We start from the raw sequence: 21,651 nt of genomic DNA, 5'->3' as shown, positions 1-21,651 counted from the left end.
TGTCTGCGCGCCGGCCGGCTCTCCGTCGTCCGGCGCCACAGACCGCCAACCAGCACACAACTTCCCCTTCTCGCGCCACGTATACTACGCTTCCTGTATTGATGTTCCCCGGAACTGGAGTGCGAGGCCGGCATGCGCTTGAACCACAAAAACGCCCCCTTCATGCCGCTGTGGCTCGTCGCTGCCCTATGGCTCAACGCCTGTGGCGGCGGTGGCAGTGCCGGTCTGCCGCCCAGCTATACAGTCAGTACCAACGCCGGGGCGGGCGGTTCCCTGTCCCCGAGCAGCCAGCGCGTGCCGGAAGGCGGCACGGCAGGAGCCAACCTGTCCGTCGAGCCCGGCTACGCGCTCGATACCATCAGCGGTTGCGGTGGCGACCTGTCCGGCGCCCGCTATACCACGGCGGCGGTCAACGCCGATTGCACAATCACCGCGCGCTTTGTGCTCGAAGAGTATGACATTGACACCGACGTGGCCAATTTCGGCAACGTTTCCCCCCGCTTCGCCACCGTCACCATTGAGGATACCCAGACCTTCAACCTGCAACCGGACGCGGGTTATCGGGTCGCCAGCGTCAGTGGCTGCAATGGCACACTGGAAAACCGGACCTACACCGTGACCGGGGTGCAGAACGACTGCACCATCGACATTGCGTTTGAACCCGATGTGTATGCCGTCAGCGGCACGCTCAACGCCACGGCCCTGAACGATTTTGACACCACGCTGAACGACGCCTCGACCGAGCTTCTCTCAAATAGCGATTTCAACAACGCCCAACCGATCAACAACCGGGCCACGGTCGCCGGCTTTGCCACGGCAGTAGCCGCCAATATTGCACCGGACTTTCCCGCCCATTTTGCCGACGCAACGGATCCGGATGACTACTACCGGGTCAGTCTCCAGGCCGGCCAAGTTGTGCAGTTACAGGTGGTTGATCACGACAATTTCGACAGTGAGGCGGAGCGCTACACCGGGGATCTGGATCTGTTCCTCTACGCCCCGGACCAGAGCGGGCTGGCAAGCTCCGACGGCACCGGCGAATACGAGGAAGTCCCCATTGCTGAAACCGGCGACTATATCATTCAGGTTCACGCCCACTCCGGCACCTCCAAGTACATATTGCGAATACTGCCCGACGGCGCGCCCACGCAGACCGACCTGAGTCAGGCCCAGACCGGGGACTTTATCCCCGGAGAGATGGTGGTGATTCCAAAAGCGGCGAACCAGGCCACCCCACAACGCCGAAGCGCGACACCGGTCCCGAGCGTACAGCTGCAGACAACAGCCCCTTTGCAGGCGACAAGAAGCCAAGCCTACTCCTCACTGCAACAGGCCCGCCCCAGGGCCTACCAGAAGTGGATGACACTCAAGGCGCTCAAGGCCAAACGCCGAGACCCGGCCGTCGCCAAGGCCTCGCCCAACTACTTACGTTACGCCCAGCGAATTCCCAATGACCGGCGTTACGCCCTGCAATGGCACTATGAGGCCATCAACCTCCCCCGGGCCTGGGACCTGACCACCGGCACTCCCGCCAGTGGCAGCGTGCCGATTGTGGCGGTGATCGACACTGGCGTGGTGTTGTCCCACCCGGATCTTACAGACAAGTTGGAGCCTGGTTACGACTTCATCCGCGACGACGAACGCAGCCAGGACGGTGAGCCCGGCATTGATAACAACCCCGACGACCCCGGTGATGGCGATGAGATCAACCCCCCCAGTTGGCACGGCACTCACGTAGCGGGCACCGTCGCCGCCAGCAGTGACAACGGCATTGGCGGGGCCGGTGTTTCCTGGGGAGCGCGAATCATGCCCATGCGGGCACTGGGTACCGGCGGCGGCAACAGCTATGACATTATCCAGAGCGTGCTCTATGCCGCCGGGCTACCGAATGACAGTCAGACACTTCCCGCGACACGCGCGGATATCATCAACCTGAGCCTGGGGGGAAATGGCAGTTCCGAGGCAGAGGCCGCCGTCTACGCCGATGTTCGCGAGCTCGGCATCATTGTTGTGGCCTCCTCCGGCAATGAAAACACGGCCACCCCGCTATACCCGGCGAGCTATCCGAGCGTCCTGTCGGTGGGCGCCACCGATGCTCTGGGCCGGCGGGCGCCCTACTCCAACTATGGGGAGACATTGGACCTGGTTGCCCCCGGCGGTTACCTGGGCCAGGACGCCAACGGCGACGGCCTACCGGATGGCATTTTGAGCACCAGTGCGGTGCTCGAAGGGGGCACCATTACGCCCGGTTACAGCCTGGGCTATCAGGGCACCTCCATGGCCGCGCCCCATGTCGCCGGGGTCCTGGCACTGATGAAAGCCGTTTATCCCGACTTAAGCCCGATGGAGGTATCCAACCTGTTGATCAATGGCGCCTTGACGGGCACCGCCGATAGAAACAACCAGCTCGGCTATGGCCAGATCGATGCTGAAAGAGCTGTCGCCGCCGCCTTCGAACGAGCGAATGGAAACGGCTTCGAGTGGCCCGCCCGAGTCACAGCCACCCCGAGCACGCTGAACCTGGGCACGACCTCGGAAGCCCTGGTGTCCCTCGATCCCGAGGGAGAGGTCACTCCGGAGACCATTGACGTAACAACCACGGAAACCTGGTTGACCGTGGCTCCCGAAACCGTCGAGGAGAATGGTTTGGGAGACTACCGGATCGCCATCGACCGGGAAGGGCTGAGCGACGGGTTCTATCAGGGCCAAGTGGTTTTCACCATCGACACTACCGACGAGCTCCTGGTGGATGTCTATATGTCCGTGGGCGAACCCTCCAGCGCCGGCATCATCCGCCGCACCTATGTCTTGCTGGTCGGTGAAGACAGCGACAACAGCTACCAGGCCGTCGCCCAGGTCGAGACCGGCGGCGAGCGTGCCAGTTTCGTCTTCCCCGAAGTGGCGCCGGGGCGCTACTCCCTGATCGCCGGCACGGATATCGATGCCGACGGATTCATCTGCCAGCCCGGCGAACAATGCGGCGCCTACCCCAGCCTTGAGCGCGAACAAGTGATCGAGGTGCTCGCCACAGACCGTGACGGCTTGGATTTTGTCACCGGCATCCGGGGCGGTGTACTTGGTAACAGCGCCCAGAGCGACACCTCGCCACCCCCGTCGGGGATTCCTTTAAAATCCGGTGCCTCCGGCAAAGCCCTCATTCAACGACAAGTCCAGCCTCAAGAGTTGCGCTAACCCGCCGCTAACCATAAGGCAGGATGCATGAAGGGGGTGGGCGGAGTACCCAATCCACCGGGTCGGAATCCGTCCGCTATACTCGGAATCAGCGGACTTCGAAATTTTTATCACAATTTTTTCTAGCACATCCCGTGCCTGTTGCCGGGGCTTGTGGCAAAATGTTGACTAATACGCCACAGCCTCCCACTGCGACGCACTGGGCCTTACGTCGGCAGAGAACAAGAGAACGAGGGTATCGTGAATAATCTATCGCTGAAATGGAAAATACTTCTGAGTGTCACCGTGACCTGCGTCATCGCGGTGATTGCCACCACCATTGTGACCGTTCGCTCCGGCCTTGCCACGACCGAACAGACAATCATTGAGGATACGCGGACACTGGTCCAGGTGTTGGGCACCTCGAACATCGGGGCAATCAGTTTCGACGATACCGCGACAGTCACCTCCGCACTTGAGGCACTGACGGCCAGCGAACGAATCGAGAACGCCGTGATTTACAGCAACGGCAAGCCCTTCTCCTGGTTTGTCCGCGGCGCCGAGGGCAGCCAGTTTCCGAGCTCTCTGCCCCGCCAGCCCCGCCAGCCCGGGCTGATCGAGGAAGAAGGCTACATCATTATTACCGCCCCCATCGAAGATGGCGGCAGCCGCATCGGCACCATCTCCACCCGGGTCAACATGAGCGAGCTTGATCACCTCGTGGCCGACGCCATGCGCGACGCCATTATCCTGATCATTGTCATCAGCGTGATCGCCGCGGGTATCGCCTACCTGGTACAACGCAGCATCACCAAGCCGGTCAACCAGGTGGTTCGTGCCCTGCGGGATATTTCCGAGGGCGAAGGGGACCTGACCCGTCGCCTGCCCGTCAGCGGCAGCGACGAGATCGCCGAACTGGCGACCTGCTTCAACACCTTCGTGGAGCGCCTGCACAGTATCATCGCCAGCGTCGCCGACACCGCGCAGGAAGTCAGCGAAAACGCCCATATGGTGTCTCAGCTGTCGAACGAGAACGAGAGTGCGATTCGCAACCAGCAAACCGAAATCGAGCAGGTGGTAGTCGCCATCAAGCAGATGGCCAACGTCGTTCAGGACGTGACCGAAAGCGTGAGCGAAACCGCCGAGAAGTCCCTCCAGGCCGACAACTCAGCGGCCAGCGGCAAAGCCGTGGTGAACGAAACCACCCGCCAGATCGAGAACCTGGCAGCGGAAATCCGTCGCGCCTCCGAGGTGATCGATCGGCTGAACAAAGAGACCGTCAGCATCGGCTCGGTGCTGGATGTCATCCGTGGCGTGGCCGAGCAGACCAACCTGTTGGCTTTGAACGCGGCCATCGAAGCCGCCCGCGCCGGGGAACAGGGCCGCGGCTTTGCCGTGGTGGCCGATGAGGTTCGCACGCTGGCCTCGCGCACCCAGAGCTCCACCACCGAAATTCAGGAAATGATCGAACGCCTGCAAGTGGGCGCCAAAGAGGCTGTGGAAATGATGGCCGAAGGCACCACCCAGGCCGAAGCCTCTGTGGAGAAAGCGGGCGAAGCCACCAACTCTCTGGAAGACATCACCGAGCTGGTCAGCGTAATCCGCGACCGGACCAATCAGGTGGCGGTGGCCTCCGAAGAACAGAGTTCGGCCACTCAGCAGATTTCCGGAAACATTGACAGTATTTCTCAGGTTGCCTTGAGTACTGCGGAGAGTTCCAGCCGCATTAACTCCAATACCAGCAGCCTGGCGGAGATGGCGGAAAAACTCACCAGCCTGGTGAACCGCTTCAAGCTATAAGGACGGCACCTCAAAAACCAAAAGACAGAGAGAACAACCGTCATGAAAAAAACCCTACTCCTCTGCAGCTTGACTGTCGTTTTAGGCTTGCCAACTGGAGCACTGGCCTGTAGCGAACCGGGGGCCAAGCCGGAAATTCCCGACCCGACCACGGCGGAAACGGCACAGATGGTGAAGGCCAACAACGAGGTGAAGGCTTACGTAAAAGCCATGGAAGAATATCTGGGGTGCGCCCGCATGAGCGGCGGCGCCAAGCGGGACGAGATATCAAAGCTGGAAGAGTTCGCCGCGGAATTTAACGACGCCATCAAGGTGTTCAAGTCGCGCAACAGCTAGCAGCAGGAAGGGGGCGACTCCGCCCCCTTCCCTATTCGCCTATCAGCCCGTCTACATCATTCGATCGCCATAATCGGAGACCGGCTTCTTGGGCCTGGTATCATTCAGGGTGGACGGCACCTCGTGAATATGCCCCCCTCGGGCCAGAAACGCTTCTATCTGGCGAGACAGCTCATCCCGAAGACGTTGTCGGGCCGCCACACTGAAGTCTTCCGGCGTGTCGGGTTTGGGGCTGGAATAGGAGACATCAGAGTCGTCATCTCCCAGCGCTTCATCCTCACTCAGCTCCTCTTCGTCAAGCACATCCTCGTCCACGTCGTTGCCGTTGAGCGGATATTGACTTGCCATAATGACACCTCTACCAAGCCAGTTGCACGTTCCACCCGGGCCTATCGAAGTGTTTCAAAACGCTCTCCCCGATACCCCGCTTTTGCCTAATTTATAGCGCAAGACGTGGACGTCGTCATGACAAATTTGCGGTGTTTTTAGGCTATTTTTACCTTAGCAGCCAAGCCGGGTAAAATTTTGGTTATTACCGCATACTGTGCTCAGATCATTCTGAAAGATCTGCGCTGAACCAACTCACGTACTCTCAACCGGGAGCGCAGCAACCGCCGCCCCAGCCGTACCTTCAGAGGAATACCGATGAACATTCAACTATTGCGCCGACACTTCCCCGAGCTGCAGGCATGGCCGGAGGAGCGTCAGGCCGAACTGCTGGCTCAGGCCCACGAGCGGGCCTACAGTCCGGACCGCAAGCTCGAGCACTGGCGCCGCAATCTGATGAGCCTGGTGTGGATTTGCGCCATTTCGCTGTTTATCGCCCTGGTGGCGGGGCCGGCCCTGGGGCTGTCACGCCCGGCGACCGGTGGGGTCATTATGGTGGTGGTACTGCCGTTGTTTATCTGGTGGCGTCACCGGCAGTATGTGGCGCAACTGCGCCCGGAGGTGGAAGCATTGATTCGGGAGGCCAAAACAAAACCGGCGCCCTAGGGCGCCGGTTCTGAGTGGTTTGAACAGCCGTTCGGACTTAAATAGCGTCCGGGCCGGTCTCACCGGTACGGATACGGATGATCTCCTCCAGCGGCGTGATGAAGATCTTACCGTCACCGATTTTACCCGTCTGGGCCGCCTTGGTGATGGCCTCAACCGCCTGCTCGACGAGCGAATCGTCCACAGCCAGTTCCACCTTCACCTTGGGCAGAAAGTCCACGACATACTCGGCGCCCCGATACAGTTCAGTGTGGCCTTTCTGACGGCCAAAACCTTTGACCTCGGTGACCGTCATGCCCTGAACCCCAACTTCAGACAGCGCGGTGCGCACGTCGTCCAACTTAAATGGTTTTACTACAGCAGTGATCAGTTTCATTGTGAGTTCCTTATTAACGCAACTTGTGAGTGACGGTTATTGAGTGACAGTTAGGCCTAAGATACACGTTACAGCGGCGTTGGTCATCTCCCGCCACTCCCAAGCGAGTGGCTTGAATACCGGGGGCGCGGCCCCCGATCGGTCTTTACTTGTTGCCGCCGACAAATTCCGGATAGGCTTCCATACCGCATTCGGACAGATCAACGCCCTCGTATTCCTCTTCCTCGGTGACGCGCAGGCCGATAACCGCCTTGAGAATGCCCCACACGATCAGGCTCGCCACGAACACCCAGACAAAGATGGTCAGCGCGCCAATGATCTGGCCGACAAAGCTCACGCCGTCGTTGGTGAAAGGCACCGCCAACAGACCCCACAGGCCAACCACACCGTGAACGGAGATGGCACCGACCGGGTCGTCGATTTTCAGCTTGTCCAGACCCACGATGGAGAACACCACGATGATGCCACCAATGGCGCCGATGATGCTCGCACCCAGGGCGCTCGGAGTGGAAGGCTCAGCTGTGATCGCAACCAGGCCGGCCAGAGCACCGTTAAGCGCCATGGTCAGGTCAGCCTTGCCGAACAGAATGCGGCCCAGAATCAGAGCGGCTACAAGGCCCGCAGCGGCAGCAGCGTTGGTGTTCAGGAACACCATGGCAACGGAGTTGGCGTTGGCGATATCGCCCAGTTTCAGCACTGAACCGCCGTTGAAGCCGAACCAACCCATCCACAGGATGAACATGCCCAAGGTGGCCAGCGGCAGGTTCGCACCCGGAATCGCGCGAACTTCACCGTTCGGGCCATACTTGCCTTTACGGGCACCCAGCAGAATCACACCCGCCAGAGCGGCGGCCGCGCCGGCCATGTGCACAATGCCGGAACCGGCAAAGTCAGAGAAGCCCAGCTCACCCAGGTTGTACAGGCCGAAAACGTCGTCGCCGTTCCAGGTCCAGGCACCTTCCATCGGGTAGATGAAACCGGTCATGACCACCGCAAAGCCCAGGAAGGCCCACAGCTTCATGCGCTCGGCCACGGCACCGGAGACGATGGACATGGCCGTCGCGACAAAGACAACCTGGAAGAAGAAGTCCGACGCACCAGAATAGATGGATCCGCCTTCGAAGCCGCCCTCACGCTCGGCGAACTCGCCCAGAGTGGAAGCCACATCAACGTTCTGGATACCGGACAGGAACAGTCCGCCGTCGTACATGATCGCGTAACCACACACCAAATACATGATGCAGGAAATGGCAAACAACGAAACGTTCTTGGTCAGGATTTCCGTGGTGTTCTTGGCGCGGACAAGCCCCGCCTCGAGCATCGAGAAGCCCGCGGCCATCCACATGACCAACGCCCCGCACACTAAAAAGTAAAACGTATCAATCGCATACTGCAAATGAAAAATATTTTCTTCCATTGCATTTTCCCCGTCTTTATGGATTTGAATTGAAAAAACAGCTGAAACTGCCGGCCTGAACCTCAACAGTGCATAGAGCAGGCCAACAACATAAAATTGTTTTTTATCAATCAGTTAGGGAATAAATGAAGCTTACAGAAGGGTCGTCTTTAACGACTTCGCACCAACTTGGCGCATGCACTGGGCCGGTGCGCACCAAACTGGCACCACCCTGGATCTGACGTGTGCTTCCACTATAAAATGGCATTTAAATCATCCGATCCGTCATGGGGAGCCGCACCGGAAAACGGCCCTGGCTATGCTATGCTGGCGACGACACTAAGGCAGGATCCCCCAAGCAGGACCGAACGTTCATGGAATACGACAATGTCACATTGATGGCGTACATCAGCGCGGCCGTGGTGGCCGGATTACTCACGCTGACCTACGTCTATCAGTTTTTCAAAGAGCAGAAGACCGCCATTTTTGCGCCGGCCGCAGCGGTGCACACCCTCAACCTGCTCATTATCGTTGCCACCATCCATCAGACGTTCGCCGTCGAATGGGCGTTCTTTTTCGAGTGTCTGCACTTCAGTGTCTGGACCCTGTCGGTCTACCTCGCGCTCAAAGCCAGCGCTGCCCAGCACCGCCTGCCGCGCAGCCTGAAAGTCCTGTTCATCATCAGCTGGCCCGTTACCCTGTTTTCGCTGATTGCCACCGTTCTGGGGCTGGAACTGATTTTCTCGTTCGAGGCCTGGCTCACGCTGTCTCTGGCGGTCATCGGCCTGGTCAGCGTCGAGCAACTGTTCCGCTACGCGGCGGGCAACGACCGGCAGATCAAGCTGCTGTGCATGAACCTGGCGGCGCTGTTCCTGTTCGACATCTACCTGTTTACCCACGCGCTGATTTTCCAGCAGATCGACCCGCTGCTGTGGCAGTCCCGTGCCGCCGTCTCGATCGCGACCTGCCTGTTTATGGCCATGGGCGGGCTATTGCTGCTCCAGCGCACCGACCGCCCGGCGAACTTCACCCTCTCCCGGCCCATCGCCTTTTACACCACCTCGCTGATCGCGGTCGGGGTGTTGATCACCATTCTGGCGCTGGGCGGCTACTATGTGCGCCTGTACGGCGGCAACTGGGGCACGGTGATTTACAGCCTGGTGCTGATCGGCGCGGTATTGCTGATTACCACGGTGTTTATTTCCACCTCCATCCGCTCGCGCCTGTCGGTGTTGGTCAACAAACACCTCTTTCGCCACAAGTACGACTATCGCAGCGAATGGCTGCGTCTGATCAATTACCTGGCCCAGCCGGCGGAAACCAGTGAAGCGAACGAGCGGGCGTTTTTTGCGGTGGCCTCGGTGACCAAAACGCCGGGCGGGGCCATCTGGATTCGCAAACAGGGTTACTACGAGCCGGTCTATCAAAGCGGCCTGCCCAGCTACATCGACCTGCAGGAAGAGCCGGTGGACAGCCCCTTCTGCCAGACCTTCCTGCAAAACGAATGGGTCTTCTTCCCCGACAGCGGCGATGACCAGGCCCTGAGTCAGTACAACGAATACCTGCCGCCTTGGGTACACAACATTCCCGACCTGTGGCTGCTCTTTCCTTTTATTGTGGGGGAAGAACTGGTGGGTTTTATGGCGCTGACCAAACCGGTGGCCGACGCCTCCCTGACCTGGGAGGACCTGGACCTGCTCAAAACCATGGGCCGTCAGCTCGCCAGCTACCTCAAACGCCACCAGCAGGCTGAACAACTGGCCGAGGGGCGCCAGTTCGATACCTACAACAAGCTCGTGGCGTTCATCATCCATGACCTCAACAACCTGATCGCCCAGCAGGCACTGGTGGTGCGCAACGCGGAAAAACACAAAGACAACCCGGAGTTTATTGACGACGCCATTAAAACCATCAGCAACTCCGTGGACCGTATGAACAACCTCTTGCGCAAGCTGCGCACCGATGGCAAAGACCTGGTCACCCGATTGTCCATCAACGATGTTGTAAAAAAAGCCGTCGCCGAATGCTGGCGGCAAAAACCCATGCTGACCATGGAAGTCAGTGATGAGCACCGCTTCATCGAAGCCGATGAAGTGCGCCTGGTGATGACCTTCACCCACTTCATCAAAAACGCCCTGGAAGCCACCCCTGACGAAGGGCGGGTTCATGTTACACTTCGGTGTGATCAGCGCGATGCCGTCATCACCATTGAAGACAACGGCAGCGGCATGGACTGGGACTTTATTCACAACCGGCTGTTCAAACCGTTTGAAACCACCAAGTCCGGGAAAGGCATGGGGATTGGCGTGTACTTATCACGCGAGTATATTAACGAACTGAACGGCACATTGAATGTGATCAGCGCCGTCGGCGAGGGCACCACCGTGACGGTGACCATGCCCGTCAGCCCCGAATGACCGGCGGCCATCCGACATGAATACCGGGACAAGTACTGTCAGGCACCGATACCATGAGTAAAAACAACAAGCGCACCCTGTTGATTATCGAAGACGACCGCGGCCTGCAAAGCCAGCTGCGCTGGCACTTCGACGAATTCGAAACCGTCTTCGCGGAAAACCGCCAGGACGCCATCGCCGCGCTGCGCCTGCATGAAGCCTCCGTCATCATCCAGGACCTGGGCCTGCCCCCGGACCAGGACGGCGTGGACGAAGGCTTCAAATGCATCCAGGACATCATGCGGATGTCGCCCGCCAGTAAAATTATTGTCATGACCGGTAAGACCGATCACGACAATGCCATTCGCGCCGTGGCCATGGGTGCCTACGACTACTACGAAAAGCCCGTCGACCCCCAGACTCTGGACTTGATCGTCCAGCGCGCCTTCAACATCTACGAGCTTGAAGAAGAAAACCGCCGCCTGGCGCGCCTGCAACAAACGCCGCTGGAAGGGCTGGTCACCAATGACCCGCAGATGCTCAAAATCTGCCGCATGCTGGAGAAAATCTCCCCCACCAACGTCACCTGCACCCTGCTGGGCGAAAGTGGCACCGGTAAGGAGATCATGGCGAGAGCCATCCATCAGTTGAGCCCGCGCCGCAACAAACGTTTTATCGCCATCAATTGCGCCGCCGTGCCCGAGAATCTGATCGAAAGTGAACTCTTTGGCTACGAAAAAGGCGCCTTCACCGGCGCGGGAAAACAGACCCTGGGCAAAGTAGAAACCGCCCACGACGGCACCCTCTTCCTGGACGAGATCGGCGATATGCCGCTCAACCTGCAATCCAAGCTGTTGCGCTTCCTGCAAGAGCGGGTCATAGAGCGGGTTGGTGGGCGAGAGGAAATTCCGGTGGATGTTCGCGTCATCTGCGCGACCAACAAAAACCTGCAGGAAATGGTCGAAGAAGGCACCTTCCGGGAAGACCTCTACTACCGCATCTGTGAAATGATCGTGGAAATTCCCCCACTGCGCAGCCGCCAGGGGGACAAGGTCCTGCTCGCCCGCCATTTCATGCTCAAGTTCGCCAAAGAGCACGACCAGAAAATCAAAGGCTTTACGCCCGACGCGGTCGAGTCCATCGAATGTTACGGCTGGCCCGGCAACATCCGGGAAATGGAAAACAAAATCAAACGCTCCGTCATCATGGCCGATGGCAAATACATCACCCGGGATGACCTGGGCCTGGTCACCGACGGCAAAGACCTGTCCCTGAACCTGCGCCAGGTCCGCCAGGAAGCCGAAAAGCACGCCATCCTGAGAGCCGTCGCCATGACCGACAACAACATATCAGCCGCCGCCAAACTGCTGGGCATCACCCGCCCAACGTTTTACGACCTGATCAAAAAGCACGACATCCCCCTGGGCAACCAGGCACCTCAACCGTAAACATCTTCATACGTAGGGCAGGTAAGCGAAAGCGCCACCTGCCAACATTTTTGGACAATGCCTCCCATGCCCTACGACCTCCCCCCAGAAGAATTCTTCCCCCCCCACCACCGCCGCAGCCTCTTCTACTCCGAGGCCTGGCAAGACGCCTGGCTAAAAGCCTACGGCGACCACCCCAACATACAGCTCCACCCGGACGCCGGCATCTACACCTATCGCCAATGGCTCAAACGAATAATCCCCGTTCGCTCCGCCACTTTGATCGGCGCTACCTCTCCAGCCACAAGAAGCATTCGGGCGGAGTACACCTGCCTCACCGACGATGCGCTATCCGCATCCTTAGTAGCAAAGTGGGATCAACTGGTATTACCAGACATTCTCGAAGCGTCGGAGGACGAGCGACGAGTCCAGGGGTTCGCAAAAAGCAAAAACCTAACTCTTAGACTGACCGAGCGAGAACCGGCATACGCCGTCGACTTACGCAATGGCTCCTTCGACAACTATTTGGCTCAACTGGGGAGAAAGACCCGACTTAGTCTTTACAATCGGCGCAAGCGCCTAAAACAAAAAGGGACCGTGAGCCTAGAAAATTGCTGGCCTGAGAGAGAACGATTTTATAGCGCCTTCAACAACCTACACGAACAACGCTGGGGAAGGCCCTGCTATGCTGGGAAGAACAAGGTTCTTATCGACTTGCTTCTAACGGCCTTAGTCGAACGAGGATGCAGCATTGATATGTCGCTACTATCAGTTGACGACAAACCCGTGGCGGCTATCCTGGATATTCAAGCCAACGGAAGATGCTACAACCTCCAATCCTGCTTTGATGACACTTTTGATTCCGATGTTTCTCTTGGACTACTGCACCTTGGCTACAAGATAGAGCAAGCCTTTGAACGCGACAGCGACTTCTACGACTTCATGGCCGGCAGCGGGAAAGCAACGGATTACAAAGCAAAAATAGCAACCGCCCATTGCTTCTTTAAAACTATTTCTTTAGCCAAGTCACCTCACCTCAAAGCTTTGTACCGACTGAGGAGCTCTTAAACCAGTGTCTTTTTAAGGGATATTTTTCACGATAGGCGGTCCTACTATTTGTGTGACCCACAACGGCAAGCGTTTCCAAACCGCTATCACTGCTCTGTATTTCGGATTGTCCGGATTTATAGATGGAAGCTCTTGGCCTTCTGGAAGAAGGTAATACCAGTGATGAGGGTAGGGTTTCGCACCCCACTGTTTTTTAAAGCGGTACGTGCCGGCATCCACCGTTGAGCGGCCAAAGTCAAAAAACTCATACTCCTCTTGCACAGCGTAATCCAGGATCTGCCGATACATCCACATATTGGTGTCCATCGCATTCGCCGAACGGACGGTGGACGCCCAGGGGATCTCCAACATTCCGTTATGCCCCAGCAGGAACCCTGCGGAAACGGCCTCGCCGTTCACGTACACCACGACCAGGCTTGCCTCCACTTTTGGGTGGGAGAGAATGGCTTTGAACCAGGTTTTACTGTAAACCGGCGTTCCCAAGTCACGCATATTGATCGCGAACACGCGGTAGAAGTCGTCCAACAATTCCAGTCCACCAAACCGCACGGCCGGCCGGAAAGCCTCGGCCTTTTTGCATTGAGCCCGGACTTTTGCGCCGAGCTGCTCATCCAGTTGGACCTCATTCTTCGGCAACGGCAGAATCATCGAGACCTTTCGACTCGTGACTGGAAGGTCCAAGCCCTCTTGGGTGGTTCTTATTTCGATGTGCTGCCACCCCTCCCGCTCACGTACCGCCTGGAGGCGTTTAATCAGCGCCTTGGCAACATTCTGATATTCGGTCAGCAAACCACCGTAATTAAAAAACGGCATGGAAACCGCGAAGCGACCGAACAGGCGGCTATCAAACACCGTTAGGGGGATGCCCCCTAGTATTTTCCCCTCATCGGTCACCGCCGCCCATATCTGGGTGGGGTGAGAGAAGGCGTGCTCAATAATCCCCACCCATTCCGGCAGGCAGTAGTTGGGGGCACTCTGTAACTGACGCACGTAATCCGACCACGCCGGATACTCGCCCTCCGTAAGCTCCCGCACCTGGAAGGACTCTGACGTTTCTTGATCGCTGGGTATGCGGAACAGCGGTGGCTCTTTGGCCTCCTCGGGCGCGGCCAACGCCGCTAGCGCAGCCCTCAGCACTCGTTCCCTGTTCTTAAGTTGCTCCTCAGCCTCCTTGAACGCCTGGGAGACGGCCTGCATTTCATCAATCAGTGCCTGGTGCTCACTGGAGCCTTTTTCAACGGCTTTGAAATCCCTGGCGACTTTGGCTTTGCTGTTTTTTTGCTGCTTAAGCTCGCGCCTCGCGGCTTGGACTTCGGCAGCTAGCTCCAAGAGGGGAAGGGCATCGGCGCTGGCGGGGTCCACCCCCTGTGCCAGCAGCTCCTTTTCCGGTGCTTTAAGAAAGGCTTTGATGTCCATTCTCGGGTTACTCAAGGTCTCACCTTCGGCCGGGTCTCGGTTTAAAAAGGAAGTTTGCTGCGCAGTGCCTCAACCCAGGAGGCGTAGCGAGCGAACTGGGCAACCGTATCAGGGAACCCAATACGGGAGATTCGATACGGGTTTCGGCGAATGTCCCGAAAGTAGGCAATACGAGAAAGGGTAGTCACCCCGGCTTCATAGCCCGCTGACCTTACCAGAGACTCATGGGTCTTTGAGAAGTCCCTGGCCGTTCCAGAGGGGTAACAAAACGTTTTTGAAGGTGCCGCCAGCTCAGAGCTCAAACGCTCCCAGGAGTATTTCAGCTCTGCCCCAACTCGTTCGGGGTCCAGTGCCGTCAACACGTTGTGGGAGCGGTTGTGTGAGCCAATCTTCAAGCCCTTATCTTCCCACTCCCGCAACATCGACCAAGTAGCAGGCCGATAACCCTCCGGCGCCCGCTCGGGAATCGTTACCTGGCAAGTGGCGGCCACGTGAAGAATAAAGTCGCTCAAATGGGCAGAGTCGAGCGTTTTGGCGTACTGAACGATGGTACGTCGACAAAAAATGCGGTCCGGTTTGCCGTTCAGGTCGAATACACGGTGTCGCTCCCCCAGCGCTAGAGTCACCGATGACGCCTCGCAGGCTTTGACGGCATAGGCCAGCTGAGCATCCCAGGGCCAGTCCTGGTCGTCCGCAAAGTCTGAAATCACAAACAAGGTTGGCTTGGCCTCGTATTCCAACAGCATCGGGACCAACCGCGTAACCTGATCGGCATAGCCATCATCCAGCGTAAGGCAAAGCATTGGATGCCGGGCTTCAACCCCGGAGAGAGCGCGACGAACCAGCTCATCGATAGAAACGAACTCATAGCCCCGCTGACGCGCGTACTCCAGACACTGCTTTAGCAAGGCCTCAGAAACGCCATTGAACATTCGATCCTCGGGGCGAGGGCGGTGAAGCGTGAAGACCGCCGCATAAGGGCCGGCGACTGATGAGAGCCAACGAGGTAGGCGGCGGCTCTCAATCGCCTTGCGCAACAAAGGACTCATCGCCTCCGTCATAATCTACACCCACCCCGACAAGCGAGCGTTGAAACGCTGAGGCGTACTCGTAATATCGTTGTGAATTCCGATGCGGACCATCTCGTGGAGGGAGCAATCAGCGGCATCATTGATACCCTTTTGGGTGGTCACCGCAGCCTTGTAGTAGCGCTTCACCAGCGACAATGCCTCGGCACTATAGTCTCCATTCGGAAAGCAGAACAAGTTGATGGGGTGCTCAAGTTCCCGTTCCAGCCGCGAGCGGCTTTCTACAATCTCTCGCTCCAGTTCAGATTCGGGTAGAGCTCTGTTCAGGCGTTGGTGCGTACAGGTATGAGACCCGATCTCAACCAGGCCGGAGGCCTGCATCTCCCGAAGCTGTGGCCAATCCATCAGCGCTGGCTTCATCGGCTCTGACAGCAGCTCCCGCCACTTCAGCTCCTCCAGCGCCTGAAAGAGCTCTAGATCCGTGTAGGCTTTGAGCTGCTTGATGCAGGCAGCCACTTGCTCCGGCGTTGGCTTCACCGCCACCATGCCCGCCACGCCCAGCACCGGATGCTTCGCCAGCGTGGGGCCGGCACCACTTAACATAAGGGCAGCCACCACGTTGGGCCAGAATTGAAAGTCCGTACCAATCTTCTCGGCGACGGCAAACAGTGTGGCCGGAACCTGGTGCTTTTTGAGCAGCGGTAAGGCGTACTCAAAGTTATCCCGCCAGCCATCATCAAACGTGACGGCACAGGCTTGGCGGGGCAGCACAGCTCCCGACTCTTGAGCCTTCACCCAGTCACCCAGCGAAACCAGCTCAAAATGACGCTTGAGCTCACGCAGGTGCATCTCGAAACTCTCGGGCGTTACCCGCATGCCCGGCTCTTCCTGGTGGTAGCGAGGGTCTGACTCCGGCAGAATTCGGTGGTACATCAAAATCCACAGTCGGGGCTCAGAGGCGGCCCTGCGGTGTGGGCCAAAACGACCCGCCACTGAAATCAACAGCGGTTTGAGAGCTCGCTTTACCAATGCCTTTGCGCTCATACTCACTCAGCGACCCGTCAGGTCTTTCAGGTAGTGCTTCAACTCGAACCAGGCGGGGCGCAAATCCCCCCACCGGTTCACTTCATGTTTCAAGCCGGAGAATCGCGGGGTCGCAAACTCCAGCAACCGCCGCACCTTCTCTCGCCCTGTGCGGGGGCCGCGCAAATAGAGATAGAGGCTATCGAGATCGCCCAACAGCCAGCGAAGCCGCTGCCCCACCCGATACCGATCGGGCCCGTTCGGGGCGTGCCCTTGATGAACCTCCCAGAGCAAGCCGGGGAAATCAACGCCCGCGTCTATCGCCAGTTGCAGGGACCCCCAAAACCGGGTGTTCACCTCCATCAGGTAGGGGGTCCCATCCGGTGCCACCCGAAATTCCACCATGGCCACACCGTGCCAACCGACGGCATCCAGAAGCCGGGTCGCGTAAGCCTGCATGGACGGGTCCGGGAGCGCACTCTCACTCAGTACGCTGACGCCGCCCTCTGGCGGCTTCTCCCGCAACCTCTTGTGTGCAAAATATGTGACAGAGCGCCCCTGATCATAAAGGCAAAAAATGCCCGCCCCGTTACCGGGGATAAACGCCTGTAGCATAAACGGGTAACTGTGAAGATAGCCACTCCGGTCCAGCTCCTGTTTCAAATCCTCAAAAGACTGGAGCACCCGAACCCGGGTCGCGATCCAGCCAGTGCCGGTAAAAATCTTCGACAGGCAGGGCTTCAATACCACGGGGTACTCGACGGTACCCAAATCCAGCTCGCCTGCATGGGCGAACCACCGTGTTTTGGGGTGAGGAATCTCAAGCTTGGCTGCCTGCTCCATCAACCGACCTTTATCGGCAAGCGCCATAACAGTATCGTACGTGGCAAACGGTAGCCTTAGGCCGGGCAAAGCATCCTGTTGGTTCAGCAACAGCTGGCTGGTAACCTCTGTGACCGGCACCACAAAGTCGAAGGAATGCTCTGACATCAACGCCGCCAGCCATGAAACATACGCCTTCGGAGCGGTTGAGGGGCAAGGGCTTTCAAGATGCGCGGAGGCGTAACGAGAATGACCGGCCAGGGCCTCAGGGGCGGCCTCAGCCGTCGTCACCCGCAGCCCGGCGCGGCCCAAGGACCGAGTTACCGCCAGAGCGCTTCGTTGAGCGGCATCTAAAACGAGAGCTGATTCTGTCACAACCTGGTCACTTTCCTTGGAAAACACAGTGTATTTTGGGCGACACCCGAAACCTCGCCAATATCGCCCTGTTGCTGGTAGCCGACTACCTTTTATAGTAGATTAAGCCTCGACGCGAAGTTGGCAGGACACCCAGGATGATAAACCAAACGCCCACCATTTTACATGCCATTGACACAACCGGCCCGGGCGGTGCTGAAACGGTCTTTCTGGACCTCGCTCAACACCTTACTGTCGAAGGTTTTAACAACTTCGCCATCATAAAAGGGCCCGGCTGGGTCGAAGACCAGCTAAAGGCACGGGGGATACCCTACACCATTGTGAAGCCCTACGGCTTTCTATCGCTGCCTTATTATTGGACCCTGTTTCGATTACTACGAAAGCACAACGTAAAGCTGATCCAGGCCCACCTTCTTGGGTCAACCTTGACGTATTCTATTCTCTCGCTGTTACTGCGTATTCCACTGGTCGCAACCATCCACGGCCAGGTGGATATCAACCCCAACGAGAAACACGTCTACCTTAAGAACCGGATCATGCGCTGTGGGGTAGACCGGCTCGTGGCTGTCAGCCAACAGCTCGCCAACTACATCGCTGAACGCAAGCTCTTTAAAAAAGACCAAATTGAAGTCATCTACAACGGCGTCGATGTGGAGCGCTACGGCAAGAATGACAGTCGCGAAATACGTGATCAATTGGCGCTGGAAGACGAGGCTTTCCTGATTGGATGCGTCGGGAATGTCCGCCCGGCTAAGGCTTATCATATCCTGATTGATGCGGCAAAAATTTTGGAACAAAAATTCCCGCATATTCACTTTGTGATCGCGGGACATCAAAAGCCGCAACTTATGAGCGAATTAGAAGCACAGCTGAAGCGACAAGGGCTGGAGTCGCGCGTCCACTTTATTGGTTTTCATCCCAACACCGCCGAGTTTCTGGGACAAATGGATATGTTCGCGCTGTCTTCCGCATCCGAAGGGTTTTCCATTGCCACTATCGAAGCTATGGCAACCGGACTTGCTGTGGTGGCAACACGGTGCGGGGGTCCTGAAGAAATTCTATCAGATGAAGACAATGGCATTCTGGTGGATTCAATGTCGGCCGAGGCGCTATCAAAAGCGGTTGGCCTCATTGTTCAGAATCCGACACTAAAGAAGAACATTTCCAATAATGGAAAAGCTCATGCTGCAGACACGTTTTCCTTGCTCACACTATTAAAAAAATACAAGGATCTCTATAAATCGTTATTGAACAAATCACAGGAAATTGCTCGTGCTTAGCAGAGATCTTAACTTGATAAAGAATCATTTTGGTTCAAGACTCGGACTCTTGAGGTACGTTAAGTACCGTATTTTTAATTTCCTAGGGCTCTACAAAGAATATAAAGACATAGACTTCAAGAACATAAAGCGGTTGGTTTTTATATGTTCTGGTAACATTTGCAGAAGCCCAGTAGCTGAAGCCTTCGCAAATAACATAGGTGTGCAAACCGAATCATATGGCCTGCATTGCAGGGGGGGTGATTCAGCCGATCCTAGAGCCATATTATACGCGGAAAGTATAGGACTGGATTTAGGTGCTCATGTGACGAGAAACATAAGCAGCTACCTGCCGCATAAAGGCGATTTGCTGGTTGGGATGGAGCCATACCACGCCAAGGAGCTAGCAGGCATAGCTGGAAAGGCAATCCCAGTAACATTGGCTTGCCTATGGACCCGTCCACAAAGTCCATATCTACATGATCCGTTCAACACCAATCAAAAATATTTCCAAAAATGTGAGAACATGGTCGTCCAATCAACAAAATCGATCCTTGATAGAATGAAAAATTGACATGCCGGCACTAGATGAGCTCTATGCGTTTCGTCCCAAGAATTTGTGGCAGCAGTTTTGGAGGGAGGGCTTCGCATTCTGGATGATCAGTGGATACCTATTTTTTGAATATGTAAGACCACAGTCCATTTATCCTGCTATCGACATTATCCCTTGGACAACAATTTTTCTTCTTCTTTCAGCTGCCGGAATTCTGATAGACCCCAAAAAGAGATGGGTCTCAGATACCGCCAACAAATGGATTACACTGTTTTTTGCGGCGATACTACTATCGAGCGCAACAGCAATTTATCCAGACATCTCTTGGAACAATATAGATTATTTTTATACCTGGTATGTTATTTACTTTCTTATAATCAACATAGTGACAACAAAAGAAAGGTTTTACATATTTCTTCTAATTTTTTTCCTAGCCAGCCTAAAACTATCCCTTCACGGTGCTCAGTCATGGACTTTAAGAGGGTTTTCATTTACTAAGTGGGGAATCACAGGGCCCAGGGGATTCTTTGGGAATTCAGGTGAGCTGAGCATACAGATGCTTGTGCTTTTCCCTCTAGCGTTTTATCTCTACTCTACCCTCAAAGATAGAGTAAGTCGCTGGGAAAAGGTCATTTTACTGCTTGGATTTATTACTCCGGTGATGACAATTCTCGGCGCGAGCTCTCGTGGCGCGCAACTAGCATTAGCCGTCCAGCTAGCGATCATGTTTAGAAAAAAGATCTTCAAGCCTAAAACAATGCTTTTCGCATTTATTTGCTTTTTCTCTCTATACCTTATCCTTCCCGACGAACAGGTAGAAAGATTCAGCGCGATCGGAGACGACCGAACTTCGGAGCAGAGGCTGCTTTACTGGAAGAACGGTTGGGAGATAATGAAGCAGCATCCTGTCCTCGGGATAGGTTTTTTTAATTTTATCCCTTACTACGAGAGTCATTATAGAGTAGACATGTTGTACGAGAACGCAGAGTTGCCTCACAACATTTTCATACAGGTAGGTACGGACTGTGGTTTTATTGGACTAGGAATCTTTCTCATGCTGCTATTGCGCTTTAGGAGAACTGGAACTTGCCCGCCCGATGATCTGCCAGTCTACAAAGCAATAGAATCAGGACTAAGGGTTGGAATTTTGGGTTTCGTAATAGCTGGCCAGTTTGTAACAGTAACTTATTATCCATTTTTGTGGATAGGATTGGCTTTATATGTTGCACTTCAAAACGCATTTTTGCTCAACGACAACACCAATTCAATAGCCGGCCAAATCTCGGGAAAATGATTATGATGGTTTCATTTGTTATTCCTGCCTATAATGAAAAAGACTACATAAAGAGCTCGGTAGGTAGTATTTACAGCTGCTGTAAAGGAGTGTTTCCCTTCGAAATTGTTGTGGTAAACAACGGAAGTACCGACAATACCTTAAAAATCCTCAAGGAGACTCAATACGATAGCTTACGCGTCGAAGATCTTAAGCAAAGAGTTACTATCTCGTCCGCCAGAAACATTGGGTGGAAAAAGACCAGCGGCGAGATAATAGCATTTATTGATGCAGACGTATTAATCACAAAGGAGTGGGCACAAAGGCTATCCAGTAGACTATCAGAAATACGCAACAATCCCATGCAGTTGACTGGCTGTAGATATAAGTTGTCCAAGAACCCTTCCTGGGTAGAACTGTGCTGGTTCGATTATTTCGAAGAGGAAACGACATATATCAATGGCGGAAATATAATCACAACAAAACGCGCGCTTTCTCTATTAAGAGGGTTTGACGAAAATCTTGAGACAGGAGAAGACGTTGATCTCTGCCGAAGAGCCAGAAAGAAGGGGTTAAGCGTCAACATTGATAACAAACTATTTACTCACCACGAAGGAAACCCTCAAAACTTAAAATCATTCTTTCTAAGAGAGCAGTGGCACGGAATAGGCGACGTGACTTCGCTATCCAGATTCATACGCTCAAAGGTTGCAGTCTTCTCTGTCGTTAATACTTTGATGTTAACGCTTTCGTTCAGCTATATTTTAATCAATATAAAAATCTTTGCAGCACTATTTACTGTGACCCTAACTGCCCACTTTATAGCTATATTCAAAAGATTCAAAAAGGTTAAACTAAAACACCTCCCTTCCATCCTTTTTTTGCATATCTTGTACTGCGGAGCCAGAACACTTTCTGTCTTTAAAGCAAAGATATAAT

The 21,651-nt window shown here is 55.6% G+C and carries 18 protein-coding genes; 11 read left to right on the top strand and 7 right to left on the bottom strand.

The window, feature by feature from the left end; translation table 11 throughout:
* Window positions 1-132 precede the first annotated feature (132 nt).
* The 3 genes from G547_RS19390 (at window position 133) to G547_RS0100595 (ending at window position 5,307) form a co-directional block, all read left to right on the top strand.
* Window positions 133-3,192: a S8 family serine peptidase gene (locus G547_RS19390; RefSeq protein WP_051234510.1), complete on the top strand. Its 3,060-nt coding sequence runs from the start codon at window positions 133-135 to the stop codon at window positions 3,190-3,192.
* Window positions 3,193-3,432: 240 nt separating this feature from the next.
* Window positions 3,433-4,971, top strand: coding sequence for a methyl-accepting chemotaxis protein (locus G547_RS0100600; protein WP_027328190.1), 1,539 nt, complete (start codon window positions 3,433-3,435; stop codon window positions 4,969-4,971).
* Between the two features lie 42 nt (window positions 4,972-5,013).
* The gene (locus G547_RS0100595) at window positions 5,014-5,307 is read left to right on the top strand and encodes a hypothetical protein (RefSeq protein ID WP_027328189.1); all 294 of its coding nucleotides are present in this window, start codon (window positions 5,014-5,016) and stop codon (window positions 5,305-5,307) included.
* Between the two features lie 51 nt (window positions 5,308-5,358).
* Here the strand turns inward: G547_RS0100595 and G547_RS0100590 are convergent, their stop codons facing one another.
* Window positions 5,359-5,655: a hypothetical protein gene (locus G547_RS0100590; protein ID WP_027328188.1), complete on the bottom strand. Its 297-nt coding sequence runs from the start codon at window positions 5,653-5,655 to the stop codon at window positions 5,359-5,361.
* 297 nt (window positions 5,656-5,952) lie between these two features.
* Between G547_RS0100590 and G547_RS0100585 the strand changes: the two genes are divergently transcribed.
* Window positions 5,953-6,300 (top strand): hypothetical protein, encoded by a 348-nt coding sequence (locus tag G547_RS0100585; RefSeq protein WP_027328187.1) that lies wholly within the window; start codon window positions 5,953-5,955, stop codon window positions 6,298-6,300.
* 37 nt (window positions 6,301-6,337) lie between these two features.
* Here the strand turns inward: G547_RS0100585 and G547_RS0100580 are convergent, their stop codons facing one another.
* A complete protein-coding gene (locus G547_RS0100580; RefSeq protein WP_024461944.1) occupies window positions 6,338-6,676 on the bottom strand; it encodes a P-II family nitrogen regulator in 339 nt (112 codons plus the stop codon).
* Window positions 6,677-6,821: 145 nt separating this feature from the next.
* Window positions 6,822-8,093: an ammonium transporter gene (locus tag G547_RS0100575; RefSeq protein WP_027328186.1), complete on the bottom strand. Its 1,272-nt coding sequence runs from the start codon at window positions 8,091-8,093 to the stop codon at window positions 6,822-6,824.
* A gap of 353 nt (window positions 8,094-8,446) precedes the next feature.
* Between G547_RS0100575 and prsK the strand changes: the two genes are divergently transcribed.
* The 3 genes from prsK to G547_RS0100560 all read left to right on the top strand — a co-directional run bounded on the left by prsK (window position 8,447) and on the right by G547_RS0100560 (window position 12,963).
* Entirely contained in the window at window positions 8,447-10,489 is a 2,043-nt protein-coding gene (prsK, locus tag G547_RS0100570; RefSeq protein WP_027328185.1) for an XrtA/PEP-CTERM system histidine kinase PrsK, read from the top strand.
* A gap of 53 nt (window positions 10,490-10,542) precedes the next feature.
* On the top strand, window positions 10,543-11,916 hold the full coding sequence (gene prsR / locus G547_RS0100565) for a PEP-CTERM-box response regulator transcription factor (RefSeq protein WP_027328184.1): 1,374 nt from the start codon (window positions 10,543-10,545) through the stop codon (window positions 11,914-11,916).
* A gap of 66 nt (window positions 11,917-11,982) precedes the next feature.
* On the top strand, window positions 11,983-12,963 hold the full coding sequence (locus tag G547_RS0100560) for a GNAT family N-acetyltransferase (protein WP_027328183.1): 981 nt from the start codon (window positions 11,983-11,985) through the stop codon (window positions 12,961-12,963).
* Between the two features lie 12 nt (window positions 12,964-12,975).
* On the opposite strand, the gene G547_RS0100555 is transcribed toward G547_RS0100560, so the two are convergent.
* The 4 genes from G547_RS0100555 to G547_RS0100540 all read right to left on the bottom strand — a co-directional run bounded on the left by G547_RS0100555 (window position 12,976) and on the right by G547_RS0100540 (window position 17,420).
* On the bottom strand, window positions 12,976-14,325 hold the full coding sequence (locus G547_RS0100555; RefSeq protein WP_169449413.1) for a FemAB family XrtA/PEP-CTERM system-associated protein: 1,350 nt from the start codon (window positions 14,323-14,325) through the stop codon (window positions 12,976-12,978).
* Between the two features lie 95 nt (window positions 14,326-14,420).
* Window positions 14,421-15,440: a polysaccharide deacetylase family protein gene (locus G547_RS0100550; RefSeq protein ID WP_084645496.1), complete on the bottom strand. Its 1,020-nt coding sequence runs from the start codon at window positions 15,438-15,440 to the stop codon at window positions 14,421-14,423.
* 3 nt (window positions 15,441-15,443) lie between these two features.
* The gene (locus G547_RS0100545; RefSeq protein ID WP_084645599.1) at window positions 15,444-16,340 is read right to left on the bottom strand and encodes a polysaccharide deacetylase family protein; all 897 of its coding nucleotides are present in this window, start codon (window positions 16,338-16,340) and stop codon (window positions 15,444-15,446) included.
* A 117-nt stretch (window positions 16,341-16,457) separates the two neighbouring features.
* Entirely contained in the window at window positions 16,458-17,420 is a 963-nt protein-coding gene (locus tag G547_RS0100540; protein ID WP_211224464.1) for a carboxylate--amine ligase, read from the bottom strand.
* A gap of 344 nt (window positions 17,421-17,764) precedes the next feature.
* Between G547_RS0100540 and G547_RS0100535 the strand changes: the two genes are divergently transcribed.
* The 4 genes from G547_RS0100535 to G547_RS0100520 are packed head-to-tail and all read left to right on the top strand — an operon-like array spanning window position 17,765 to window position 21,650.
* Complete coding sequence (locus tag G547_RS0100535) at window positions 17,765-18,907, top strand: glycosyltransferase (protein ID WP_027328178.1); 1,143 nt, start codon at window positions 17,765-17,767, stop codon at window positions 18,905-18,907.
* Window positions 18,900-19,460, top strand: coding sequence for an arsenate-mycothiol transferase ArsC (locus G547_RS22375; protein ID WP_051234509.1), 561 nt, complete (start codon window positions 18,900-18,902; stop codon window positions 19,458-19,460). The genes G547_RS0100535 and G547_RS22375 overlap by 8 nt, the downstream gene beginning before the upstream one ends.
* 1 nt (window position 19,461) lies before the next feature.
* Window positions 19,462-20,733 carry an O-antigen ligase family protein gene (locus tag G547_RS0100525; protein WP_027328177.1) on the top strand — a complete coding sequence of 424 codons (1,272 nt, stop codon included), beginning with the start codon at window positions 19,462-19,464 and terminating at the stop codon, window positions 20,731-20,733.
* 2 nt (window positions 20,734-20,735) lie between these two features.
* On the top strand, window positions 20,736-21,650 hold the full coding sequence (locus G547_RS0100520) for a glycosyltransferase family 2 protein (RefSeq protein WP_036186345.1): 915 nt from the start codon (window positions 20,736-20,738) through the stop codon (window positions 21,648-21,650).
* Window position 21,651 lies beyond the last annotated feature (1 nt).

The organism is Marinimicrobium agarilyticum DSM 16975, assembly GCF_000423345.1.
Lineage (GTDB): Bacteria > Pseudomonadota > Gammaproteobacteria > Pseudomonadales > Cellvibrionaceae > Marinimicrobium > Marinimicrobium agarilyticum.
The sequence above is the reverse complement of the archived record's forward strand: the minus strand, read 5'-3'. Positions and strand labels throughout refer to the sequence as shown.

What these genes read in the sequence shown, in the direction of transcription:
- G547_RS19390 (WP_051234510.1), top strand. Translation starts at nt 133, where the DNA reads ATGCGCTTGAACCACAAAAACGCCCCCTTCATGCCGCTGTGGCTCGTC.
- G547_RS0100595 (WP_027328189.1), top strand. Translation starts at nt 5,014, where the DNA reads ATGAAAAAAACCCTACTCCTCTGCAGCTTGACTGTCGTTTTAGGCTTG.
- G547_RS0100590 (WP_027328188.1), bottom strand. Translation starts at nt 5,655, where the DNA reads ATGGCAAGTCAATATCCGCTCAACGGCAACGACGTGGACGAGGATGTG.
- G547_RS0100585 (WP_027328187.1), top strand. Translation starts at nt 5,953, where the DNA reads ATGAACATTCAACTATTGCGCCGACACTTCCCCGAGCTGCAGGCATGG.
- G547_RS0100580 (WP_024461944.1), bottom strand. Translation starts at nt 6,676, where the DNA reads ATGAAACTGATCACTGCTGTAGTAAAACCATTTAAGTTGGACGACGTG.
- G547_RS0100575 (WP_027328186.1), bottom strand. Translation starts at nt 8,093, where the DNA reads ATGGAAGAAAATATTTTTCATTTGCAGTATGCGATTGATACGTTTTAC.
- prsK (WP_027328185.1), top strand. Translation starts at nt 8,447, where the DNA reads ATGGAATACGACAATGTCACATTGATGGCGTACATCAGCGCGGCCGTG.
- prsR (WP_027328184.1), top strand. Translation starts at nt 10,543, where the DNA reads ATGAGTAAAAACAACAAGCGCACCCTGTTGATTATCGAAGACGACCGC.
- G547_RS0100560 (WP_027328183.1), top strand. Translation starts at nt 11,983, where the DNA reads ATGCCCTACGACCTCCCCCCAGAAGAATTCTTCCCCCCCCACCACCGC.
- G547_RS0100550 (WP_084645496.1), bottom strand. Translation starts at nt 15,440, where the DNA reads ATGACGGAGGCGATGAGTCCTTTGTTGCGCAAGGCGATTGAGAGCCGC.
- G547_RS0100545 (WP_084645599.1), bottom strand. Translation starts at nt 16,340, where the DNA reads ATGTACCACCGAATTCTGCCGGAGTCAGACCCTCGCTACCACCAGGAA.
- G547_RS0100540 (WP_211224464.1), bottom strand. Translation starts at nt 17,420, where the DNA reads ATGTCAGAGCATTCCTTCGACTTTGTGGTGCCGGTCACAGAGGTTACC.
- G547_RS0100535 (WP_027328178.1), top strand. Translation starts at nt 17,765, where the DNA reads ATGATAAACCAAACGCCCACCATTTTACATGCCATTGACACAACCGGC.
- G547_RS0100525 (WP_027328177.1), top strand. Translation starts at nt 19,462, where the DNA reads ATGCCGGCACTAGATGAGCTCTATGCGTTTCGTCCCAAGAATTTGTGG.
- G547_RS0100520 (WP_036186345.1), top strand. Translation starts at nt 20,736, where the DNA reads ATGATGGTTTCATTTGTTATTCCTGCCTATAATGAAAAAGACTACATA.